Origin of the sequence: Marinithermus hydrothermalis DSM 14884 (genome assembly GCF_000195335.1) — a bacterium.
Classification (GTDB): Bacteria; Deinococcota; Deinococci; order Deinococcales; family Marinithermaceae; genus Marinithermus; species Marinithermus hydrothermalis.
Window position 1 is genome coordinate 1,196,831 of sequence record NC_015387.1, and the last position, 23,096, is coordinate 1,219,926.

At 69.4% G+C, this 23,096-nt stretch carries 20 protein-coding genes; 14 read left to right on the plus strand and 6 right to left on the minus strand.

The annotated features are described in order from the left end of the window. Positions 1-30: 30 nt before the first annotated feature. Genes smpB through MARKY_RS06095 form a run of 6 tightly spaced genes read left to right on the plus strand, consistent with a single transcriptional unit; the run spans position 31 to position 6,814 of the window. Positions 31-459 (plus strand): SsrA-binding protein SmpB, encoded by a 429-nt coding sequence (gene smpB / locus MARKY_RS06070; RefSeq protein WP_013703999.1) that lies wholly within the window; start codon positions 31-33, stop codon positions 457-459. Then, entirely contained in the window at positions 450-1,781 is a 1,332-nt protein-coding gene (locus MARKY_RS06075; RefSeq protein WP_013704000.1) for an N-acetylmuramoyl-L-alanine amidase, read from the plus strand. The genes smpB and MARKY_RS06075 overlap by 10 nt, the downstream gene beginning before the upstream one ends. After that, positions 1,778-2,314 carry a GerMN domain-containing protein gene (locus MARKY_RS06080; protein ID WP_013704001.1) on the plus strand — a complete coding sequence of 179 codons (537 nt, stop codon included), beginning with the start codon at positions 1,778-1,780 and terminating at the stop codon, positions 2,312-2,314. The genes MARKY_RS06075 and MARKY_RS06080 overlap by 4 nt, the downstream gene beginning before the upstream one ends. A 7-nt stretch (positions 2,315-2,321) precedes the next feature. Further along, positions 2,322-5,567 (plus strand): AAA family ATPase, encoded by a 3,246-nt coding sequence (locus tag MARKY_RS06085; RefSeq protein ID WP_013704002.1) that lies wholly within the window; start codon positions 2,322-2,324, stop codon positions 5,565-5,567. Between the two features lie 5 nt (positions 5,568-5,572). After that, the gene (gene msrA / locus MARKY_RS06090) at positions 5,573-6,112 is read left to right on the plus strand and encodes a peptide-methionine (S)-S-oxide reductase MsrA (protein ID WP_013704003.1); all 540 of its coding nucleotides are present in this window, start codon (positions 5,573-5,575) and stop codon (positions 6,110-6,112) included. 30 nt (positions 6,113-6,142) lie between these two features. Continuing rightward, positions 6,143-6,814 carry a hypothetical protein gene (locus tag MARKY_RS06095; protein ID WP_013704004.1) on the plus strand — a complete coding sequence of 224 codons (672 nt, stop codon included), beginning with the start codon at positions 6,143-6,145 and terminating at the stop codon, positions 6,812-6,814. Between the two features lie 116 nt (positions 6,815-6,930). Here the strand turns inward: MARKY_RS06095 and MARKY_RS06100 are convergent, their stop codons facing one another. Next, on the minus strand, positions 6,931-7,965 hold the full coding sequence (locus tag MARKY_RS06100; protein ID WP_013704005.1) for a tyrosine-type recombinase/integrase: 1,035 nt from the start codon (positions 7,963-7,965) through the stop codon (positions 6,931-6,933). A gap of 560 nt (positions 7,966-8,525) precedes the next feature. Between MARKY_RS06100 and MARKY_RS06105 the strand changes: the two genes are divergently transcribed. From MARKY_RS06105 to asnS, 8 genes are all read left to right on the plus strand, one after another. Further along, positions 8,526-8,834, plus strand: coding sequence for a hypothetical protein (locus MARKY_RS06105; RefSeq protein ID WP_013704006.1), 309 nt, complete (start codon positions 8,526-8,528; stop codon positions 8,832-8,834). Between the two features lie 28 nt (positions 8,835-8,862). Beyond that, on the plus strand, positions 8,863-10,125 hold the full coding sequence (gene hisS, locus MARKY_RS06110) for a histidine--tRNA ligase (RefSeq protein ID WP_013704007.1): 1,263 nt from the start codon (positions 8,863-8,865) through the stop codon (positions 10,123-10,125). Next, positions 10,122-11,882, plus strand: coding sequence for an aspartate--tRNA ligase (gene aspS, locus MARKY_RS06115; RefSeq protein ID WP_013704008.1), 1,761 nt, complete (start codon positions 10,122-10,124; stop codon positions 11,880-11,882). Before hisS ends, aspS begins: the two co-directional genes overlap by 4 nt. Further along, entirely contained in the window at positions 11,879-12,799 is a 921-nt protein-coding gene (locus tag MARKY_RS06120) for a PhzF family phenazine biosynthesis protein (protein ID WP_013704009.1), read from the plus strand. The genes aspS and MARKY_RS06120 overlap by 4 nt, the downstream gene beginning before the upstream one ends. A gap of 153 nt (positions 12,800-12,952) precedes the next feature. Continuing rightward, positions 12,953-14,533, plus strand: coding sequence for a malate synthase A (aceB, locus tag MARKY_RS06125; RefSeq protein WP_013704010.1), 1,581 nt, complete (start codon positions 12,953-12,955; stop codon positions 14,531-14,533). A gap of 14 nt (positions 14,534-14,547) precedes the next feature. Further along, positions 14,548-15,816, plus strand: coding sequence for an isocitrate lyase (gene aceA, locus MARKY_RS06130; protein ID WP_013704011.1), 1,269 nt, complete (start codon positions 14,548-14,550; stop codon positions 15,814-15,816). A gap of 55 nt (positions 15,817-15,871) precedes the next feature. Then, positions 15,872-16,693, plus strand: coding sequence for an HAD family hydrolase (locus MARKY_RS06135; protein WP_013704012.1), 822 nt, complete (start codon positions 15,872-15,874; stop codon positions 16,691-16,693). 13 nt (positions 16,694-16,706) lie between these two features. Beyond that, a complete protein-coding gene (asnS, locus tag MARKY_RS06140) occupies positions 16,707-18,026 on the plus strand; it encodes an asparagine--tRNA ligase (RefSeq protein ID WP_013704013.1) in 1,320 nt (439 codons plus the stop codon). Here asnS and pdxT read toward each other — a convergent pair. The 5 genes from pdxT to fsa all read right to left on the minus strand — a co-directional run bounded on the left by pdxT (position 18,023) and on the right by fsa (position 22,720). Continuing rightward, complete coding sequence (gene pdxT / locus MARKY_RS06145) at positions 18,023-18,595, minus strand: pyridoxal 5'-phosphate synthase glutaminase subunit PdxT (protein ID WP_013704014.1); 573 nt, start codon at positions 18,593-18,595, stop codon at positions 18,023-18,025. The genes asnS and pdxT overlap by 4 nt on opposite strands. Before the next feature lie 59 nt (positions 18,596-18,654). Further along, a complete protein-coding gene (pdxS, locus tag MARKY_RS06150) occupies positions 18,655-19,536 on the minus strand; it encodes a pyridoxal 5'-phosphate synthase lyase subunit PdxS (RefSeq protein WP_013704015.1) in 882 nt (293 codons plus the stop codon). Positions 19,537-19,600: 64 nt separating this feature from the next. Further along, positions 19,601-20,764, minus strand: coding sequence for a LysM peptidoglycan-binding domain-containing M23 family metallopeptidase (locus MARKY_RS06155; protein WP_013704016.1), 1,164 nt, complete (start codon positions 20,762-20,764; stop codon positions 19,601-19,603). A gap of 28 nt (positions 20,765-20,792) precedes the next feature. After that, entirely contained in the window at positions 20,793-22,073 is a 1,281-nt protein-coding gene (gene rho / locus MARKY_RS06160; RefSeq protein ID WP_013704017.1) for a transcription termination factor Rho, read from the minus strand. Further along, the gene (gene fsa, locus MARKY_RS06165) at positions 22,070-22,720 is read right to left on the minus strand and encodes a fructose-6-phosphate aldolase (protein ID WP_013704018.1); all 651 of its coding nucleotides are present in this window, start codon (positions 22,718-22,720) and stop codon (positions 22,070-22,072) included. The genes rho and fsa overlap by 4 nt, the downstream gene beginning before the upstream one ends. Between the last annotated feature and the right edge of the window lie 376 nt (positions 22,721-23,096).

Genomic DNA, 23,096 nt, shown 5'->3' on the forward strand with positions numbered 1-23,096 from the left:
GCCCCTCGGCCTACAGCTTAGAATACGGTTGTGCTGGAGAACCGCAAGGCCCGTCACGACTACGAGATCCTCGAAACCTACGAGGCCGGCATCGCGCTTAAGGGCACCGAGGTCAAGTCCATCCGCGCGGGCAAGGTAGACTTCACCGGCTCGTTCGCCCGTTTCGACGGCGGCGAGCTCTGGCTCGAAAACCTCTTCATCGCCCCTTACGAGAAAGGCTCGTACACCAACCACGACCCCCGGCGCCGGCGCAAGCTCCTGTTGCACAAGCACGAACTCAACCGCCTCCGCGGCCGCGTCGAGCAGCGCGGCCTGACCCTCGTTCCCCTAAAGATCTACTTCAACGAGCGCGGGTACGCCAAACTCCTGCTGGGCCTCGCCCGAGGCAAGAAAGCCTACCAAAAGAAAGAGGACGACAAGCGCCGCGCGATCGAACGGGAGATGGAGAAATGGTACTAACGCGCCTAGCTCGAGCTGTTCCCCTGCTCGCGCTGGTCGGGATGCTGGGCGCGTTCGCTCAAGCCCCCAAGCCCCTCCTCGCGGGACGCGCGAACCTCACCGCGGTCTACCCGGTGAACGCGGGGGTTTCGTACGCTGACGCGCGCGCCCTTGCGGAAGCGCTTGGCCTAGGGTACTGGGAGAACCCGAGCTTCGTGATCCTTCAGTTGGGCAGCCGAGTCGTGAAGCTCACGGTCTACTCCGAGGAGAACCAAAAAACAGCGGTCAACGCGAACCCGCCCGGCGCGATCCGCCAAGCCGACCGGGTTCTGGTTCCCCTCCGCTACGTGATGCAAGGGCTTGGCGGGCAGTACGTGGGCAGCGAGGTCGCCCTACGCGTGAACCTGCCGGTCGCCCGGTTGCGCGAGGTGCGCGCGCAGGTGATCGAGACGCGGGACCAGGTACTGCTTCGCTTCGATCGGGACGTGAACGTCCGGCAGATGGGGCCCGGCGAGTTCGTGGCGGTTGGTGTGCAGGGGCGGTTCGCGGTGTACGACGTCACGGGCGTGTACTTAAGCCGCGTACGCACCGCGCCCGACCCTTACGGGCTGCGGATCTACCTTGAGGGCGCGGAAGGCTTCACCGTGCGCCACTACCCACTCCCCAACCAGGTCGTCTTCGAGATCGGTGCCCGCACCGAAAGCCGCGCCGCCCCCCGGATCGTGATCGACCCCGGGCACGGCGGGGAGGACCCCGGCGCGACCCAAGGCGCCCTCCGGGAAAAAGACGTGGTCCTCCAAATCGCCCAGAAACTCCAGCGCCGCCTAGCCGAGGCCGGGTACGCAGTGCGTCTTACCCGCGACAACGACACCGCCATCCCCCCAGAAACCCGCGCGCAGGCCGCGGTCGGGGCGGACGTCTTCCTCAGTCTGCACCTCACGAGCGGCCCCGTACCGCAAACGGGCGTCGTGATCTACACCTTCCGCCCCAGCACGCCGAACTCCCGCCTGACGCCGGCCTTCGTGCGCAACGGCCGCACCCTCCTCGAGGGGCGCGGCGCCCGGCAGGACCTGCTCGCGCGTTTCCTCACGCCCGCCGAGGCCAGCCAAGCCCTCGCCCAGGCCCTCGCCCTGCAGCTTAAGGACAGGGTGGGCCTCGCGGTGCGGCACGGTCCCGCCCCGGACTACGTCCTCGCGTACGCCACCGGAGCCGCAGCCCTGATCGAGCTGGGTTCGGTGGAGGACGCCGTGGACCGCGCGCGCCTCGGGGACCCCCTGGAGCAGGAGCGGCTCGTGGAGGCCCTAACCGAAGCGGTGATTGCGTATCTTGGGAGGCGGGAATGAAGCGCTTCGTGACCCTATGGAACCTCCTGGGCCTCGCGGTGCTCGCCCTGGGACTCGCGGTCTACCTCTACACCGACCGCCGCCAGGGCGGCGCGGTGCTGAACCTCCCAGAGACCCTCGAGGAGGCCCGCACCCCCCGCACGCTCCAGCTGCGCCTGTACTTCGGAAAACCCGACGGGACCGGTTTCGTGGTGGAGCGCCGCCAGGTACGCCTCGAGCCGGGCGAAAACCCTTACGAACGCGCCCTCGCCGAGCTCGTACGCGGCCCGGCCCAAGGCGGCACGCCCCTAGTGCCGGCGGGAATGGATCCACCCGCGGTCTTCGTCGCGGGAGACACGGCGTACGTGGACCTCCCCGCGGCGTACGGCCGGCTGGGGTACGGCAGCGCCGGCGAGGTCCTGCTCCTCTTTGGCATGGCCAACACCCTCCTCGAGTTCGAGGAGATTGGCGCGGTCAAGTTCCTCCTCGAGGGGCGGGAGGTCCCCACCCTCGGGCACGTCTCCCTCGTGGATCCCATCCGTAAAACCCGTTAACCCCACCATGCGCATCGAACGCCTGATCCTGCACGGCTTCAAGTCTTTCGCGGAACGCACCGTCCTCGAGTTTCCCCACGGCCTGAGCGGCATCATCGGGCCGAACGGGTCCGGCAAAAGCAACGTGATCGAAGCGCTGCGCTTCGTGGTCGGCGCGCGCGCCCGAGAACTGCGCGGCGGCCGAGCCGAGGAACTGATCTTTCACGGCGGCACGGGCCGACCCCCCATGCCCTTCGCGGAGGTGATCCTCGAGCTCACCCGCGGCCGGGAACGCATCACGGTCTCCCGCCGCATCGAGCGGGACGGCAGTCAGGAGGTGCGCCTCAACGGACGGCGCGCCAGCTTCCGCCAGATCGAGCAGGCCCTCGCGGGCAGCGGCCTCGGACGCAACGGGTACGCGATCGTCGGACAGGGGGAGGTGAGCGGCATCCTACACGCCAGCCCCGAGGTGCTCCTCGGGCACCTCGAGGACGCCGCGGGACTCCGCACGGTCACGCTCGCGCACCGGGAAGCCCAGGCCCGCCTCGAGCGCGCCGAAGCGCACCTGGCGGAGCTCTCCAGTGAACTCGCGCGCCGTCAAACGGACCTCGAGCGCCTCGCCGAGGAAGCCCGCGCCGCCCAGCGCGCCCAGGCCCTTGCCGCGGAACGCCTCTGCGTCCAGCGCGGCCTCATCCAGGCCCGCGTGGCGGAGCTCGAGCGCGAGATCCAGGCCCTGCGCGCCGCGATCCAGGCGGCGCAGGACACGCAGGCCGAGCTGCGGGAACGCCAAACCGAACTGAAAACCGCGCGCGCCCAGGCGGAAGCTGCCCTCGAGGCGGCCCTCGCCCATCAGGCGGAACTCAAGGCGGCCTACGAGGCTCGCCGGGGAGAGGTGCGGCTCCTGGAGGCGCGGCGCGAGCACCTTCAGCGCGAGCGCCGGCGCCTCCTCGCGGAACGCGCGCGGCTCGAGCAGGAGCTCGAGCGCCTGCGACGCCAAGCCCCGCCCGAGCTCCCCGAGCGCCCCGAGGGCGACCCGAACACCCTAGCGGAAGCCGTCGCGCACGTGCGGGATGAACTCGCCGAAGCGGAAGCTGCCCTAACCGACGCGGAAACCACCTACCGTCAAGCCACGGAGGAATACGCGCGTTACCAAAAAGCCCTGGCGGTGCACGAAGCGCAGCGCGCGGCGCGCGCACAAGCCCTGCAGGAACGCGCGCGGCTCGAGGCCGATCGCGCACGCCTCACCGAAGCCTACGCGCGCCTCCAAGCCGAGCTCGAGGCTAAGGAAACCCAGGCGCGGAAACTGCGGGCCGCGCTGAACGAAGCCTCCCGCGCCCTGAGCGAAACGACGAGCGAGCTCCGGGCCCTCACGCGTGAGAAGGAACGCCTGGCGGCTTTCGTGGCTTCCGGCGCGGACCTCGCGGAAGGCCCGCGCCGCGTCGCGCAATCCGGGATCCCCGGCGTGATCGGCGTGGTCGCGGACCTCGTGCGCGCCCCCGAAGGGCTCGAGGCAGCCCTCGAAGCGGCCCTTGGGGGCCGGCTGCAGTGGGTGCTAACCGAGGACGAGGCAGCAGCCAAGACGGCCGTGGCCTACCTGAAGCGGCACGGGGGGCGCGCCACCTTCCTGCCGCGCACCCTACTCCGCCCCCGCACCCGATCCTGGAGCGCCCTGGCACGCGCGCCGGGCGTGCTGGGGTTCGCGCGCGATCTGGCCCCGATTCCCGGAGAGCCCGAAGCGACCGCCGTGCTCTTCGGGGACACCCTGGTCATCCAGGACCTCGAGGCCGCCCTGGCGATCGCCCGCGCGCACCCGGACCGCCCGCGCCTCGTGACCCTCGAGGGGGAGGTGCTCGAAGCGAGCGGCGCGCTCACCGGGGGGCGCGCCCGCAAAGGCGCGGGGCAGACCCTCGCGCTGCGGCGTCGCCTCGCGGACCTCGAGGCGGAGGTCGCCGCGCACGAAGCGGAGGTTCGTGCGCTTCAGGACACGATCGCGCGCACCAAGGCGGACCTCGCCGCCCTCGAGGTCGAGCAATCCCGCGCGCGGGCCGAGGAACTGGCCCGTGAACTCAAGGCCCTAGAGCGCGCCCTCGCGCACACCACGCTGCCCGAGGTGCCGCCCGCCCCCGAGCCGGTCCCCGAACCGGACCCCAGGCCCCTTGAGGCCCTCCGGGAACGGGTCGCGGCCCTCAAGGACGAAGCAGGGCGACTGGAAGCCGCCGCAGCCCGCTGGGAGGCGTACCGCCGGGAGGCAGCCCACTACCGCGCGCTTCTCGAGCGTTTTGAGGCGGACCAGGCCCGTGCCCAAGAGGCCATGGCCCGCCTCGAAACCCTACGCGCGGAGCTCGAGCAGCTCGAGGCCGAACACGCCCAGCTCGCGGCGGACCTGGACCGCGCTCGCCAGGCCGTGGACGAGCTCGACCTGGAAGCCGCTGCCCGCCGCGTTCAGGCGCAACGCCAAGAGGTCGAGCGCCTCCTCGCGGAGGAGGAGGCCACGGTGCGCCGCCTGAGCGAAACGCTCACTCAAGCGGACGAGCACCGCCTCACCCTCGCGCGGCGCGAGGCCACCCTCGAGGCGGTGCGCGCCGAGGCCGCCGCCCTCCCCCCAGGCGAGGCTGCCGAGGGCACCTACCGCACGCTGCAGCGCCGCCTCGCCCAGATCGAGCGAGAAATCTCGGAGATGGGGCCCGTCAACCACCGGGCCGAGCACGCGCACGCCCAACTCGCGGCGGAAGTGGAACGCCTGAAAGCAGAGGTCGCGGAAGCCGCCGAAGCCGCACGTCAGCTTGAAGCGGGCCTGGAGGCGGTTCAGCGCGAGTACGCGGACCGGCTCGAGGCCGCCTTCCAGCGGTTTCAGGAGCGGTTCGCGCACTACGCGCACGCGCTCTTGGGGGGAGGTGCGACGGTACAGCGCGAGGCGGGGGGACTGGCGCTCGGCCTGAACCCGGCCGGGAAGCGCACGCGCCGGCTCGAGCTCCTCTCGATGGGGGAGAAGACCATGGGGGCCTTGGCCTTTCTCTTCGCGTTGGCGGAGGTGGGGGAGGGCGGGCTGCCCCTCGCGGTGCTGGACGAGGTGGACGCCCCGCTGGACGAGGCGAACATCGCGCGGTTCACGCGGTTCTTGCGGCGGTTTTCAACGGAACGGCAGTTCATTCTCGTCACGCACCAAAAACGCACGATGGAGGCCTGTGACGCCCTGTACGGCGTGACCAGCCGGGACGGAATGAGCCGCGTGTACACGATCCGGCGGGAGGAAGCGCCGCTCGGCGTAGAATAGCAGGGATGGCAGTGCAAGCGGAGGTCGCTACCCTAGGCGGAGGGTGCTTTTGGTGCCTCGAGGCGGTCTTTCGGCGACTCGAGGGGGTGCTCGAGGTCACGTGTGGGTACGCAGGCGGGCAGGTGCCGAACCCCACGTACGCGGAGGTCTCGACGGGCACAACCGGGCACGCGGAGGTCGTGCAGGTCGTGTTCGATCCGCAGCGCCTCTCATATCGCGCGTTGCTCGAGGTGTTCTTCGCGGTGCATGACCCCACGACCCGGGACCGCCAAGGGGCGGACGTGGGGCCCCAGTACCGCTCGATCGTGCTGTACCACACGCCCGAGCAGCGCCGCGTGGCGCTAGAGGTGATCCAGAACCTCGAGGCCGAGGGCGCGTGGCCGGACCCGATCGTGACGGAGGTCGTGCCCCTCGAGGCTTTCTACCCGGCGGAGGCGCACCATCAGCGTTACTTCGAAACGCACCCGGACGCGCCGTACTGCCGGGCGGTCATTGCGCCGAAACTCGCGAAGTTCCGGGAGCGTTTCCGGGACCGGACGCGTTGATTTGAGGTCACAAAACCTGGGGAGGTTCACGTGCCGGTTTTGTACTACCGCGCCCGTCCCCCCAAGCCCCTGACTTCTTTGCCGTTCGGTGAGGGCGACACCCCGTGGGTGGCGGGGGTGGCCGCCCCGCCCCTGAACAGCCGGACCGCTCAGGACTGGGAGGCCTTCACCCGCGCGGCGAGCATCGGCCTGGAGCTGCCCGCCGAGAACTGGTGGTACGTCCCGCTGATCCACCGTCCTGAGACGCCCCCGCCCGAGGAGGAGCGGGTGTACCCGGGCACCATCTCCGTGATGTACCCGCTGACCCTAGCCCTTCGGGAGTTCGACCTGCCCCCGCCCGACCGGATCGACGAGGGGGAGGAGTCCCGCTACACCCCCGACCCCGCGGAGCGGGCCGAGCTCGAGGCGGACCGCGACCTTCTGCGGGACTGGCTCGCGGAGCAGCGCCTCGACGACGCGGTCTTCACGGAGCTGCGCGAGCGCCTCCGCACGGCGCCGCACGAGGAGGTCGAGCCGCTCGCGGCGCGGATCACGCACCTGAGCTTGATGCGCGGCGCGGCGCGGGCCCTCGAGACCGAGGACGACCTGATCGGTTGGAGGTGGGCGATCGCCCTTCTCTGCGCGGAGGCGGCCCGGACCTTCTTCCCCCTCGAGGACCTCCCCCTGCCCCCGGCGCGGCGCTGGCGCTACTGGTACCCGTAGAGCCGCGCGGGGCGCAAGAAGAAGCGCGGGGGCCCCGTCCCCGCGCTCGGGTTTTTTGGGGGGGGCTGCTTTACCCCTTACGCACGCTCATCCGGGGGCGTGCTGGGGGGAGAAGGTCATTCCAGATCCTCGAGGCGCTCGACGGCCTCGCGCAGGCCCTCGAGATCCATCTTGGCGTAGATCGCGGTGGTGTTGATGTTGCTGTGCCCAAGGAGACGCGCGGTGACGTGCAGGTCTCGGGTGGCCTTGTAAAAGCGCGTCCCGGCGGTGTGGCGCAGCATGTGGGCCCCGCGGTAGCGGGCGGGGAAGCCGAGCGCGCGGTAGTAGCGGTTGAGGGTCTTGCGGAGCGTGCTGTCGGAGACCGCACGGCCCCGGTTCTTGCGGCCGCCGAGGTTGACGAGGAGGGTGTCTTCGCCGGGCGCGGCGTGCGCAGCACGAACGCGGAGCCAGGCTGCGAGGTCCCGTTGGACGCCGCGGGGCAGGGGAAGGGTGCGTTGCTTGCCCCCCTTGCCGCGGCGGACCACGAGGAGGCCTTCGGCGAGGTGTACGTCCTCCACCTTTAAGTGAATTACTTCACTTATTCGTAGTCCGACCTCACCGAGCAACCGAACCGCCACCCGGTCCCGCAAGACCCGCGGCTCCTCGCCCGCGAGGTGCTCGAGCAGCGCGCGGTACAACCGGAGCGGCAGGGCGGGGCGGCGCTCCTCGCGCGGCGTGGGGTCGCGCGGGGCGGCCACCCCCTCGGGCAGCCGAGCGGCCCCGGCCCACTCGAGGGCCCGGTAGAAGGCCCGCACGCCGGCGAGATAGGTCGCGATCGTGCTGGGTTTGAGGGGAGCGCTCGTCTCGGGAAGGTGCCCGCCGTGAGTCTGGAGGTCGGCCACGTACCGGTCGAGGTCGTCCGCCGTGGCTTTCAACAGGGGCACCACCGGCCCTTCGGCCTCCGGGGGCCAGGCCCAGGCCAGGTAGTCCCGCACCGCGACCCGGTAAGTCCGGAGGGTTTGGGGGCTAGTGGCGGCCTTCTTGCGGCTTTTCAAACGCAGGTAGGCCTCGAGCAGCTCGAGGAGCGCGGTTTCGTCGCGCTCCTGCGCGGCGCGGATCGCCTCGAGGCGGCGCTTTTGGGGGTCGTGCCAGTTGCGGGTCGGTACGAGCATGGCTTTATACTATCATATTCCCGTTAATTTCCCTTAACGGGAATATGGGGTGCGCGATCGACTCAGCGCAGGCCCTCGAGCCCCAGGTAGGCAGCCGGGCGGCCTCCGTTTGGGAAGCCCTCGGAGCCGTTTACCGAGGGGCTAGTGCCCCGCTGGTTTCCCTTCCAGATGGCGGGCCCTGGGGGCTTTGGATCGCAGTTCTCGAGGCCCTCATCTTCTATACTCTGGTCGCCCTCGGGTACACCACACCGTTGCCTTCTGGGTCAGCCGCTCCTTGATCGTGGTAACGGCCCTGCACGTCCTGACCAACCTGACCGTTTATCGCGCAGTGCACGAAGCCTTGGAAGGAGCGGCGTAAGGGTGGCTTCCACCGTAGCGCCTTCTTAATGAAGATACGCGGGCCCCCACGGCGTACCGGTGAGCGCCCGCGCATGGAGTGGGCGGACTGAGTCTAGCGCACCCGCCAGGTTCGCGCAAGCCCCGCCGCGCCGGTCCCGCCATCCCCTCCCCCGCCCCTTGCTACAATCAAGGCAAGGCCCAAGGCCGGAAAGGGGAACGGCATGAAGTACCTGGTGCTCGTGTACCGGGGGCAGGACGCGGTCCCCGTGGATGACCCCGCCGCGCTCAACCAAGCCAACCGGGACTGGATCCAAGCCCATAAGGCCGACGGCATCCTCGAGGCAGCCTACACCCTGCTGGATAACGCCAGCGGCCTGATCGGCGCGGGAATCGTGAACGTGGCCTTCCACGAGGCCCTGCGGGAACTGCTACTCTCCTACCCGGGGTACCTGCAAGCCGAGTTCGAGGTGCACCCCATCCTGGACGCGGAGGTGGCGATCCAGCAGAACCTGCGCTTCTGGAAGAAATGACCCGGAGCGCAAATGCTACAATAGCTCCGTGATTCGCGCGGTTAAGGGTACCTACGACCTGTACGGCTCCAAACTCCACGCGCACCGCTACATCATCGACACCGCCCGCAAGGTGCTCGAGTCCGCCGGGGCTTTGGAGATCCAGACCCCGGTCTTCGAGGAGACCCGCGTCTTCGAGAAGGGCGTGGGGGCCTCGACCGACATCGTGCGCAAGGAGATGTACTCCTTCACCGACCGCGGCGGCCGGCACCTGACCTTAAGGCCGGAAGGCACCGCGGGCATCGTGCGCGCCTACCTCGAGCACGGCATGAAGGTCTGGCCGAGCCCGGTCAAGCTCTGGATGGCCGGCCCCATGTTCCGCGCCGAGAACGTGCAGCGCGGGCGTCAACGCCAGTTCCACCAGGTGGACTTCGAGGCGCTCGGGCTGGAGGATCCGATCGTGGACGCGGAGGCCATCGCGTTGATGGTTGAGGTGCTGCGCGCCCTGGGGCTCACGGGCCTCGAGGTCAAGCTCGGCTCGGTCGGGGATCCGGAGGACCGCGAGCGGTACAACGCGTACCTGCGGGAGGTTCTCGAGCCTTACCGCTCGGAGCTTTCCGAGGACTCCCAGGAGCGGCTCGAGCTGAACCCCATGCGTATCGTGGATTCGAAGAGCGCGCAGGACCAGGAAGTCCTGCGGCGGGCCGGGGTGCGGCCGATGCTGGAGTTTTTGGGCGAGGCGGCGCGGGCGCACTTCGAGGCGGTAAAGCGGCACCTGGACCGCCTGGGGGTGCCGTACACGGTGGATCCCACGATCGTGCGGGGCCTGGATTACTACGTGCGCACCGCGTTTGAGATTCACCACGCGCGGATCGGCGCGCAGTCCGCGCTGGGGGGTGGCGGTCGGTACGACGGGCTTTCCGAGCTGTTGGGCGGGCCGCGCGTGCCGGGCGTGGGGTGGGCGTTCGGCGTGGAGCGGATCGCGTTGGCCCTCGAGGAGGAAGGCCTGACTCCACCGCGCCCTTCGGGGCCGGATCTGTACCTGGTGCCGCTGGATGAGGCCGCGGTGGCGGAGGCCCTCGAGCTCGCCACGCGGCTGCGCCCCCAGGCGCGGGTGGAGTTCGCGTACGCGCCGCGCCGCGTGACCAAGGGCATCAAGGAGGCGGAGAAGCGCGGGGCGCGGTTCGTGGGGTTGATCGGCGAGGGGGAGCGCGCGCGCGGCGTGGTCGCGGTGAAGGACCTCGCGAGCGGCGTGCAGGTTGAGGTGCCCCCGAGCGAGGTGCTGAGCGTGATCAGGGGAGGTACGCGGTGAAACGCACGCACTACTGTGGTGAGTTGACTCGAGCGCACGTGGGGGAGCGCGTCACGCTCGAGGGGTGGGTGAACCGCCGGCGGGACCTGGGGGGGTTGATCTTCGTGGACCTCAGGGACCGCGCGGGGCTCGTGCAGGTGGTGGTGCCGCCCGAGAGTCCCGCGTTCGCTGAGGCGGACCGGGTGCGCGGCGAGTACGTGGTGCGCGTCAGCGGCACCGTGCGCGAACGGCCGGCCGATCAGGTGAACCCCCGGCTGGCCACCGGGGAGGTGGAGGTGCTCGCGGAGGCGGTGACCGTCCTCGCTGAGGCGAAGACCCCGCCGTTCGCGGTGGACGCGGGGTGGCGGGGCGAGGCGGACCCGACGGACCGGGTGAACGAGGATTTGCGCCTCAAGTACCGGTACCTGGACCTGCGGCGTAAGGGCATGCAGGACAAGCTCCGCTTGCGCCACCGGGTGATCAAGGCCATCTGGGATTTCTTGGATCGGGAGGAGTTCATTCAGGTCGAGACCCCCTTCCTGACGCGCAGCACGCCCGAAGGCGCGCGGGATTTCCTGGTGCCGTCGCGCCTCGAGCCCGGCCGGTTCTACGCGCTGCCGCAGTCCCCGCAGTTGTTTAAGCAGATGCTGATGATCGCGGGGGTGGACCGGTACTTCCAGATCGCGCGGTGCTTCCGGGATGAGGACCTGCGCGCGGACCGCCAGCCGGACTTCACGCAGCTGGACTTGGAGATGAGTTTCGTGGACGTGGAGGACGTCCTCGAGCTGAACGAGCGGCTCGTGGCGCACGTCTTCCGGGAGGCGCTCGGGGTTGAGGTGCCCACGCCGTTCCCGCGCTTGGCGTACCGCGAGGCGATGAACCGGTACGGTTCGGACAAGCCGGAGATCGGGTTTGGCCTCGAGCTGGTGGACGCGACCGAAGCCTTCCGGGCCTCGGAGTTCCGCGCGTTCCGGAGCGTGGTGGAGGCGGGCGGCGTGGTGAAGGCCCTGGTCTGCCCGCGGGAGCTGAGCCGCAAGGAGGTCGCGGCCCTGGAGGAGGAGGCTAAACGCCACGGCGCGAAGGGCCTCGCGTGGGCCAAGGTCACGCCGGAGGGCCCCGCTGGGGGGATCGCGAAGTTCCTCCCCGCGGACCTCGCGCAGACGCTCGGGGCGGAGCCGGGCGCGACCTTGCTCTTCGTGGCGGACTGCTGGGAGACCGCGGTGAAGGCTCTCGGCGCGGTGCGCCTCGAGCTCGGCCGGCGGCTTGGATTGATCCCCGAGGAAGGCTTCCGGTTCCTGTGGGTGGTGGACTTCCCGCTCCTGGAGTGGGACGAGGAGGCCGGCCGCTGGACGTACATGCACCACCCCTTCACCTCGCCGGTCGAGGCGGACCTCGAGTACCTCGAGACGGACCCGGGCCGCGTGCGGGCCAAGGCGTACGACCTGGTGTTGAACGGCACCGAGGTGGGGGGCGGCTCGATCCGCATCCACCGGGTGGACGTGCAGCGGCGCATGTTCCAGGCGTTGGGGATCGGCGAGGCTGAGGCGCGGGAGAAGTTCGGGTTTTTCCTCGAGGCCCTGGAGTACGGGGCGCCGCCTCATGGGGGGATCGCGTGGGGGTTGGACCGCATGCTCGCTTTGATGGCGGGGGCGGCCTCGATCCGGGAGGTGATTCCCTTCCCCAAGAACCAGTCGGGGCGGGATCCCCTGACCGACGCGCCGGCGGTCGTCGCGCCGGAGCAGCTGGCTGAGCTGGGGATTCGGGTGGTGGAGGAATGAAGCTGCCGTACCTCTTGGTGGACGCCTTCACCGAGACGCCGGGGACCGGGAACCGCGCGGCGGTCATCCTGGACGCGCGGGGCATGAGCTGGGAGGAGATGATGCGGGTCGCGCAACGCCTCGCGGCGCCCGCGGAGCACGAGCGGAAGAGCCTCGAGGCCGTGTTCGTGACGCACTGGGAGGGGCCGGCGTTCTGGGTGCGGTTTTTTACCGCGACGCGGGAGATCGAGTTCGCGGGGCACGCCGCGATCGCGCTCGGGCTCACGTTGGTGCGCGAGGGGCGTGTGCCGGAAGGCACGCGGTTCGTGTACCTCAAGACGGCGGTGGACACGGTCCCGATCGAGATCGAGTACCAGGACGGCGTGCCGTACCGCGCGATCATGCGCGCGCCCGCCCCGCGGTTTCGGGACGTGCCCCCGTGGCGGACGGTGGAGGAGGTCACGGAGGTGCTGGGCGCGAACGAGCGGTACCTGCACCGGGGTCTTCCGGTCGGCATCGCGTTCACTGGGTTGTGGTCGTTGTTCGTGCCGTTCGTGGCGCCGGGGTTGGTGGACGAGCTCGAGCCGGACATGGCGCGGCTCACGGCGCTTTGCGCGCGGCTGGACGTGGCCACGGTGCACGCGTACGCGCCGCTCGGGCCACGCACCTTCTACGCGCGGGATTTCGCGCCGGCCCTCGGCATCCCGGAGGACCCAGTGACAGGGTCGGCGAACGGCGCGCTCGCGGCGCTTTTGGCCCGCGCGGGCGTGGTGCCGCGCCGCGAGGGGTCGGTGGAGATCCAGGTGCTGCAAGGGCACCGCCTGGGCGTGCCGGGCACGGTGCGGGTGCGCGTGAACTACGGCGCGACGGGCGAGCCGTACGCGGTGTACGTGGGGGGCGGTGCGGTGCTGGCGCACGCGGGCGTGCTCGAGGACTAAGCGCCGCCAGGGGTTCGCGCCGCGGAGCGTGCTCCGCGGCGTTTTTTGTGTAGGACGCGCTGGATACACCCGCGGGGCGTGTGCCCGACCCGCGGGTACACGCCTGCCCCCGGGGTGCGCCTCGCGGATACTGACCCCGTGAAAGGAGGCGACATGCCGGAAGTGACGACGAGCGGGATCGAGGTTCGCGGCGCGCCCCTTCCGGAGGCCCGGGAGGTGCTGACCCCGGAAGCCCTGGCCTTCGTGGCGGCGCTGCAGCGGGAGTTCGGCGAGGCCCGCGAGGCCCTCCTCGCCGCGCGCGCGGCGCGCCAAGCTGCGCTCGACGCTGGCGAAATGCTGGACTTCCTCCCGGAGACCCGGTCCGTGCGCGAGGCGAACTGGCGGGTGGCGGACTGCCCCGAGGACCTGCGGGACCGGCGCGTGGAGATCACCGGCCCCGCGGAACGCAAGATGATGATCAACGCCCTCAACTCCGGAGCGAACGCCTTCATGGCCGACCTCGAGGACGCCCTCGCCCCCACCTGGGGGAACGTGGTGCGGGCCCAGAAGAACCTGATCGACGCGGTGCGGCGCCGGCTCGAGTACACGAGCCCGGAGGGGAAGGTGTACCGGCTTAAGGAGCGGCTCGCGACCCTGATCGTCCGGCCGCGCGGCTGGCACCTCGAGGAAAAGCACGTGTGGGTGGACGGGAGGCCCGTCTCGGCCAGCCTGTTCGATTTCGGGTTGTTCTTTTACCACAACGCTCAAGCGCTCCTGGAGCGAGGCTCGGGCCCGTACTTCTACCTGCCGAAGCTCGAGGGGCACCGGGAGGCCCGGTTGTGGAACGAGGTGTTTAACTTCGCGCAGGACCGCCTGGGCATCCCGCGCGGCAGCGTACGCGCGACCGTCCTCATCGAGACGTTGCCCGCCGCGTTCGAGATGGAGGAGATCCTCTACGAGCTCAAGGAGCACGCCGCGGGGCTGAACGCCGGGCGCTGGGACTACATCTTTAGTTGCATCAAGCGCCTGCGCGCCAGCGCCCCCCTCTTCCCCGACCGCGCCCAGGTCACGATGACCGTGCCGTTCATGCGGGCGTACACCGAACTCTTGGTGCGCACCTGCCACAAGCGCGGCGCGCACGCGATCGGCGGCATGGCGGCCTTCGTGCCCAGCCGCAAACGCCCCGAGGTGAACGCGCAGGCCTTCGCGAAGGTCCGCGAGGACAAGGAGCGCGAGGCCTCCCAGGGGTTCGACGGCACCTGGGTGGCGCACCCGGACCTCGTGCCCGTCGCTCGTGAGGCGTTCGACCAACGGTTGGGGGAACGCCCCCACCAAAAGGACAACCTCCGCGAGGACGTGCGGGTCACGGCGCAGGACCTCCTCGACTTCCGCGTGCCAGAGGGCCGGATCACCGAGGAAGGCCTGCGCAACAACGTGAGCGTGGCCCTGCAGTACCTGAACGCCTGGCTTTCCGGGACCGGCGCGGTCGCCATCCACCACCTCATGGAGGACGCGGCCACCGCCGAGATCGCCCGCGCGCAGCTGTGGCAGTGGGTGCACCGCGGCGCGGTCCTCGCTGACGGCCGCGCGGTAACCCCGGCCCTGTACCGGCAGGTGCGCGAGGAGGAGTTAACGGGCCTCGGCGGCCCGGAGATCGGCCGGTACCGGGAGGCCGCGGAGGTCCTGGACCGGCTGGTGCTGAACCAGAAGTTCCACGAGTTCCTGACGCTCGTGGCTTACGAGTACCTCGAGTAAGGAAGGAGGAAGGCATGCAGGAAGCTCAAGCTCTGGCGAGATCCTGGCGTGAGGACGCGCGCTGGCAAGGCATCCGGCGGACCTACACGGCCGAGGAGGTGGTGCGCCTTAGGCCCTCGATCCAGGTGGAGTACACCCTGGCGCGCCGCGGGGCCGAGCGGCTCTGGGAACTCATGCAGACCCGGCCGTACGTGCACACCTTCGGGGCCCTGACCGGCGCGCAGGCCGTGCAGATGGTCAAGGCGGGCCTCGAGGCGATCTACGTCTCGGGCTGGCAGGTCGCGGCGGACGCGAACCTCGCCCACCAGACCTACCCGGACCAGAGCCTGTACCCGGCGAACTCGGTGCCGACCCTGGTGCGGCGCATCAACAACGCCTTGATGCGCGCGGACCAGCTGCACCGCGCCGAGGGGCAAAGCGAGATCGACTGGTACGCGCCGATCGTGGCGGACGCTGAGGCGGGGTTCGGCGGGCCGTTGCACGCCTTCGAGTTGACGAAGGCCATGATCGAGGCGGGCGCGGCCGGCGTGCATTTCGAGGACCAGCTCGCCGCGGAGAAGAAGTGCGGCCACCTGGGCGGCAAGGTGCTCGTGCCCACCAGCCAGTTCATCCGCACGCTGCAGGCCGCGCGCCTCGCGGCGGACGTGCTCGGGGTGCCCACCGTCCTGATCGCGCGCACCGACGCGCTCGCCGCGACCCTCATCACCTCCGACGTGGACGAGTACGACCGGCCGTTCCTCACGGGGGAACGCACCCCGGAGGGGTACTACCGCGTAAAGAACGGCCTCGAGGCGGCCATCGCCCGCGCCCTGGCGTACGCGCCGTACGCGGACCTCCTGTGGTTCGAGACCAGCACCCCGGACCTGGAAGAGGCCCGGCGGTTCGCGGAAGCGATCCACCGGGAGTTCCCCGGGAAGCTCCTCGCGTATAACTGCTCGCCGTCCTTCAACTGGCGGAAGTTCCTGGGAGAGGCGGAAATCGCGCGCTTCCAGAAGGAGCTCGGCGCGATGGGGTACAAGTTCCAGTTCATCACGCTGGCCGGCTGGCACCTCTTGAACTACCACACCTTCGACCTGGCGCGCCGCTACAAGCGCGAGGGGATGCCGGCGTACGTGGCGCTCCAGCAGGCCGAGTTCGCCGCGGAGGAAGCCGGGTACACGGCCACGCGCCACCAGCGCGAGGTGGGCACCGGGTACTTCGATCAGGTGCTGCTCACCATCACGGGCGGCCAGGCCGCGACGGCCGCGCTGGTGGGCTCGACCGAGGCCGAGCAGTTCCACTAAGCGCTGTCCTTCCCCCGCCCCCCGGCTCACGTCCGGGGGGCGGTAGCATAAGGGCATGATTCGCCTGATCCTCGTGGACGTGGACGGCACGCTGTTCGGCCCGAACGGGGTCCCGGACTGCGCTTGGGAGGCCGCGGCCGCCGCCCGAGCGCGCGGGGTGCACCTCGCGGTCTGCACCGGCCGGCCCGGGCGCGGCCGGGCCCTCGAGTACGCCCGAAGGCTGGACCCCGAGGGGCTGCACATCTTCGAGTCGGGCGCCGTGATCCTCCGCGGGGACGGCCGGGTGGTGCGGCGCGAGGCCCTGCCCCTCCCGGCGTACCACCGGCTGGTGGACCTCTCCCGGACGTACGCCCTGCCCCTCGAGGCCTACACGGCGGACGGGCGCTACGCCTACGAGCGCACCGCGGAAGCGATCCGCGTGCACGAGCGCATGCTGGGGTTTACCGGGGAGCGCACGGACCTGCACGCCCTCGCGGGACGGGCCGCCGTGGTGCGCGCCCAGTGGGTCACGCCCCGCACCCAAGCCTGGCAGGCGGCGCGCCGGGAGGTGGCGCGAATGGCTGGGGTTGAGCTGCACGAGGCCACCAGCCCCGGGATGCCCGGCGTGGTCTTCGCTTCGGTCACCAAGTCCGGCGTGAGCAAGCTCGATGCGGCCCGCTGGGTGGCGGCCCAGTACGGGCTGGGCCTCCACCAGGTCGCCATGGTCGGGGACGGGTGGAACGACCTCGAGCTCATCCAAGCGGCGGGGTTGGGCGTCGCGATGGGCGGCGCGCCCCGGGAGGTGAAGGCCGCCGCGGACCGCGTGGTGGGGAGCGTGGACGAGTGCGGCCTGGCCGAGGCCATCCGGCTGGCGCTCGCGGCGGAAGGGATTGGGTAAACTCGTAAGCGGTATGCAACGAGCGGTGATCGAGCACATCGCCAGGTACGAGGGGCAGGAGGTCCTCCTGCGCGCCTGGCTGGTGAACCGGCGCAGCAAAGGCAAGATCCACTTCCTCATCCTGCGTGACGGCACGGGGTTCCTCCAAGCCACGGTCTTCAAGGGCGAGGTGGACGAGGAAACCTTCGAACGGGCGGACCACCTACCCCAGGAGACGGCCCTCGAGGTGCGCGGCCTGGTGAAGGCCGACGCGCGCGCGCCCGGCGGGTACGAGATCGCGGTGCGCGGCCTCCGGGTGATCCACACTCCCACGGAGGAGTACCCCATCACGCCCAAGGAGCACGGGATCGAGTTCCTCATGGACCGGCGGCACCTGTGGCTCCGGCACCGCCGCCCCTGGGCCGTCCTCCGCATCCGCGACGAGATCGAGCGCGCCATCCACGACTTCCTGCACGAGCGGGGGTTCATTCGCTTCGACGCGCCCATCCTCACGCCGAACGCGGTCGAGGGCACCACGGACCTCTTCGAGGTCGAGCTTTTTGACGGGGACAAGGCCTACCTCTCCCAGTCCGGGCAGCTCTACGCCGAGGCCGGCGCGCTCGCGTTCGGGCGGGTGTACACCTTCGGCCCCACCTTCCGCGCCGAGCGCAGCAAGACCCGCCGGCACCTCCTCGAGTTCTGGATGGTGGAGCCCGAGGTGGCCTTCATGACCCACGAGGAGAACATGCAGCTGCAGGAGGACCTCGTGAGCTACCTGGTGGGGCGGGTCCTCGAGAACCGCAGGACCGAGCTCGAGGTCCTGGGGCGGGACGTCTCGCGGCTCGAGCCGGCCGCGAACGGGAACTACCCGCGCATCACGTACACGGAGGCCGTCCAGCTCCTGGAGGAAGTGGCGAAGGAGGACCCGGACCTCGAGCCGATCCCGTGGGGGGAGGATTTCGGCGCGCCGCACGAGGCCGCGATCTCGCGGCGGTTCGACCGGCCGGTGATCGTCGAGAAGTACCCCGCGGCGGTGAAGGCCTTTTACATGGAGCCGGACGACGCGGACCCGCGGCTGGTGAAGAACAACGACATGCTCGCGCCGGAGGGGTACGGGGAGATCATCGGGGGGTCCGAGCGCATCCACGACCCGGAGTTGCTGCGGCGGAAGATCCGCGAGCACAACCTGCCCGAGTCGGTCTTCGATTGGTACATGGACCTCCGGCGGTTCGGTTCGGTACCGCACGCGGGGTTCGGGATCGGGCTGGAACGCACCGTGGCCTGGATCTGCGGGTTGCAGCACGTGCGCGAAGCGGTGCCGTTCGCGCGGATGTACACGCGCATGCGTCCCTAGCCGCGCGCCAGCTCCACGAACCGCGCGTGTAATCGCGTGTCCCCGGTGAGTTCGGGGTGGAAGCTGCTCGCCCAGAGCCGGTCCTGCTGCACGAAGACCACGCGGTCCCCGTGCCGGGCGAGGACCTCCACCCCCTCCCCCACCCGCTCGATGACGGGCGCGCGGATGAAGACCGCGTGGAAGGGACGATCGAGCCCCTGGATCTCCAGGTCCTCCTCGAAGGACTCCACCTGGCGGCCGTACGCGTTGCGCCGCACTGCGATGGGCATGAGGCCGAGGCGGGGCTGGTCGGGGTAGCCGATGATCTCTTGAGCCATCCAGATCGCGCCGGCGCAGGTGCCCCAGACGGCCAACTCCCCGCAGGCGTACCGCTCGCGGATGGCTTCGTCCAGGCCGTACTCCGCGGCGAGCTTGCCGATCGTGGTGGACTCCCCGCCGGGCGCGATGAGGCCGTGCACGCCGGTGAGGTGCTTGGGCAGCCGGACCTCCACGGCCTCGACCCCGAGGGCCTCGAGCATCTGCTTGTGCTCACGGAAATCGCCTTGGAGTGCAAGAACGCCGATCTTCACGCCGTTATTCTACGGTAAAACCGGGCGGGGCAACCCGCCCGGTTTCGGAGTTCAGGGGGTTACCAGCCGCGTTTGGCCAGGCGTTCCTCCTCACGGAGGGTGTCCAGGTTGATGCCCACCATCGGTTCGCCCAGGTCCTCGCTTACCTCCGCGAGGACCTCGGGGTCGTTGTAGTGCGTGACCGCACGCACGATCGCCCGAGCGCGCTTCTTGGGGTCCCCGGACTTGAAGATCCCGGAGCCGACGAAGACGCCGTCCATGCCCAGGTGCATCATGAGGGCCGCGTCCGCCGGCGTGGCCACGCCCCCCGCGGCGAAGTTCACGACCGGGAGCCGGCCGTGCTCGTGCACGTACTTCACGAGCTCGTAAGGCGCTTGGATCTCCTTCGCGTAGGCCATCAGCTCGTCCGGCCGCAGGCTCTGCACGTGACGGATCTGCTTCATCATGGTGCGGGCGTGGCGCACGGCCTCGATCACGTTCCCGGTGCCGGCCTCGCCCTTGGTGCGGATCATCGCGGCGCCCTCACCGATGCGGCGCAGCGCCTCGCCCAGGTCCCGCGCGCCGCACACGAACGGCACCTTGAAGCTCCACTTGTCGATGTGGTGCTCGTCGTCCGCCGGGGTCAGCACCTCGGACTCGTCGATGAAGTCCACGCCGATCGCCTCGAGGATCATGGCTTCGACGAAGTGCCCGATCCGCACTTTGGCCATCACGGGGATGGAGACCGCGGCCATGATCTCCTTGATGATCTTGGGGTCCGACATGCGGGCCACGCCGCCTTGGGCGCGTATGTCCGCGGGCACCCGCTCGAGGGCCATGACCGCGCAGGCCCCGGCCTCCTCGGCGATCACGGCCTGCTCCGGGGTGGTCACGTCCATGATCACCCCGCCCTTGAACATCTCGGCGAAACCGGTCTTGACGCGCAGCGTTCCTTTTTCCATGCGTCCCTCCAATAAGAAAGCTTACCCCACGGCCGGGGGCACGCCAAGGGTAAGCCTTCCAGGTTCACGGCAGGTAGGCCATGGGGTTCTTGGTGCGCCCGTTGATGCGGATCTCGAGGTGCAGGTGCGGTCCGGTGGACCACCCGGTGGAGCCCACGTACCCGATGAGCTGCCCCTGCTGCACCTGCTGGCCGGGCTTCACCACGATGCGCGACATGTGCCCGTACAGCGTCTCGACCCCGCCCCCATGATCGATGCGCACGTGCAGGCCGTACCCCACCCGGCTCCAGCCCGCGACCCGCACCCGGCCGGCCTTCGCCGCGTAGATCGGGGTGCCCATGGGAGCGGCCATGTCTAGGCCGGTGTGGAAGTTGGACCCGCCGATCCGGAGCCGGCGCTTCCCGTAGTACGAGGTAATACGGAACGATTTCAAGGGCCACTGGAAGCCTTGGGCCGAGGTGCTTCCCCGGTAGGCTACCTGCCTTAGGTGCGCCTCCCGCTCCCGGCGGCGCTGTTCCGCAAGCCGCCGCCGGCGCTCCTCGGCCAGGCGGCGCTCCTCCTCGCGCTGCTTCTCCAGCCGGGCCATCACCTCGGTGGCCATCACGCCGGGAATCAAGACCCAGTCCCCAGGCTTGAGCTCGAGGGGCGATTGGATCCCGTTCACCCGCGCGAGCTCCTCCACGGGGCGGCCGTAACGCGCGGCCAGCGTGGGGAGCGACTCTCCCTCCGCGAGCGGCACCAGCACCCCCTTCTCTTCCGTGGGGATCAACAAGCGCGTACCGGCCACCACGCGGTCCAGGCTAGGCAGGGTGGGGTTCGCCGAGACCAGCTCGAGGATGCTCAGGCCGAACCGCTTGGCGATCGCCTCCAGCGTGTCGCCGGGACGGACGGTGTACACCCTGACCCCTGGAGGCACGCGGGCCTCGCGCTCCTCCTTCACCTCGATGGGAATGCGAACGACCTGCCCTGGGTACAAAAGGTCCTTTTTGAGGCCGCTGGCCGTTTTGATCTCTTCGATGCTGACGCGGTAACGCTCCGCGAGGGCGGCTAGGCTCTCGCCTGGCGCTACGGAATGATAAACCACCCCTCGGCGAGGGGCGGGCTCGAGTACGATCACGTTTTGTTGCGTCGAGGTTGCGGAAAGGTCAGGGAGCGCTTCTAGCGGCGACAAGGGGATACCGATCAGCGCACCCGCAAAGATAAACCGGAGCCAGTCATCCCGAAACAACGCACTCCCTCCCGCCGGGAATTATACCCTATTTCGCCGCTAGTGTGGCCAGGAACTCTTTGTTGCTCTTCGTGCGGGAAAGCCGTCCCAAGAGCATCTCCATCGCCTCGGCCGGGTCCATGTCCGCGAGGACCTTGCGGAGCAGCCACATCTTGTGGATGACCTCCTGCCCGAGCAGCAACTCCTCCCGGCGGGTGCCCGACTTGAGGATGTCGATCGCGGGGAAGATCCGGCGCTCCTCGAGCCGCCGGCTCAGGTGAAGCTCCATGTTGCCCGTGCCCTTGAACTCCTCGAAGATCACGTCATCCATGCGGCTGCCCGTCTCCACCAGGGCCGTGGCGAGGATGGTGAGGCTGCCGCCCCCGCGGATGTTGCGGGCCGCGCCCAGGAAACGCTTGGGGAAGTGCAGCGCCGCCGAGTCCAACCCACCCGAGAGGGTCCGGCCGGTCGGGGGGGTGACCAGGTTGTTCGCGCGGGCCAGGCGCGTGATCGAGTCCAGCAAAATCATCACGTGCCCACCCTCCTCCACGATCCGGCGGGCGCGTTCGTGCACGAACTCCGCCACGCGGATGTGGTTTTGCGGGGGCTCGTCGAAGGTCGAGGCGATCACCTCCGCGCCCTCGACCGACTCCCGGAAGTCCGTAACCTCCTCGGGCCGCTCGTCGATCAACAGCACGATCACCTTGATGTCGGGCTCGTTTTGCAGCACCGCGTTCGCGACCTTCTTGAGGAGGGTGGTCTTACCAGCCTTGGGAGGCGCGACGATCAAGCCGCGCTGCCCGCGCCCGATCGGAGCGAGCAGGTCGATCACGCGGGTAGCGAGCTCGTCCGGGGTGGTCTCGAGCTTGATCTGTCGGTCGGGGAACTGCGGGATGAGCTCGTCGAACTTGGGGCGTTTCTGCGCGGCCTGCGGGTCCACGCCGTTCACGGCCTCCACGCGGATCAGGGTGCCGTACCGCTCGTTCTCCCGCGGGGGGCGGGCCTTACCCACGATGTAATCCCCGCTGCGCAGCTGGAACTGCTTGATCAGCCCGGCGGAAACGATCACGCTGCGCGAGTCCAGGTTGTACACGTCCTCCTGGAGGAAGCCGTACCCGTCCGAGCTGATCTCGAGGTACCCCTTGGCGAGGATCAGGCCCTCGTCCTGCGCTTGGTGCTCCAGGATGGCCATGATGAGCTCATCCTTGCGGAGCTTCTTGTACCCGTCGATGCCCACCTTCGCGGCGATCAGGTGGAGCTCGGGCAGGATCTTGTTCGCGAGTTCTTGGTAGTTCATGGCGGTCGGGGTGGGGGTTTTCTTCCGGCTCATGCTTGTTGTTTAGCCTTCTCCCAATCGTCGAGGAAACGCTTGAGGCCGATATCCGTCAAGGGATGCACCAACAGCTGCTTGAAGACCTTGTAGGGCATGGTGGCGACGTCCGCCCCGGCCAGCGCCGCTTCGGTCACGTGGCGCGGGTGCCGGATCGAGGCCGCGAGGACCTTGGTGGGGAGGTCGTGCAGCGCGAAGATCTCCGCGATCTCCCGCACCACCTCCATCCCCTCCCAGGAGATGTCGTCGATGCGGCCAAGGAAGGGGCTCACGTACGCCGCGCCAGCTTTAGCGGCGAGAAGGGCCTGGTTCGCGGAGAAGATCAGGGTCATGTTGACCTTGATCCCCTCAGCGGAAAGAGCCTTACAGGCCTTGAGGCCCTCCACCGTGGTGGGGAGCTTCACCACCACGTGCTCATTCAACCCCGCCAGGTGCCGCCCTTCACGGATCATGCCCTCCACGTCCGTCGCGGTCACCTCGGCGGATACGGGTCCTCGCACGATCTCACAAATCTCTCGGATCACCGTCTCGAAGGGGCGCCCCGACTTGGCCACCAGCGTCGGGTTCGTGGTCACGCCGTCCAGCACGCCCCACTCGGCGACCTCACGGACCTCAGTAACCTCAGCGGTATCCAGGTACAACTCCATGCTTATCTCCTTTTGATGGGTTTCTAAGTGAGAACCTACTTGTCCCGTACTTTAGGTCATTCTAGGGCATCTTCAGGATCCTGACAAGTGCGTTGACGCCCGCCCTCGCCCTTGCTACCATGTCGGCAAGCGGTGCCGGGCTACCGAGGGGGGATTATACCCCAGGCCCAAGGCGCTGTAAAGGCTACGACGGGGCGAGTACGCTCGGCGCGCCCACGCAGCGAGCCGGGGAGGGTGCGAGCCCGGCGGCAACGCCCGAGCGGAAGATCACCCCTGAGCCGCGGGAAGAAAGGGAGCCCCAAGCTCCTGAGTAGACCCCGCCGGGTGCGCCCGTAACAGCGCGAAAACGAGGGCCCGGACGGGCACGGCCCGTTCG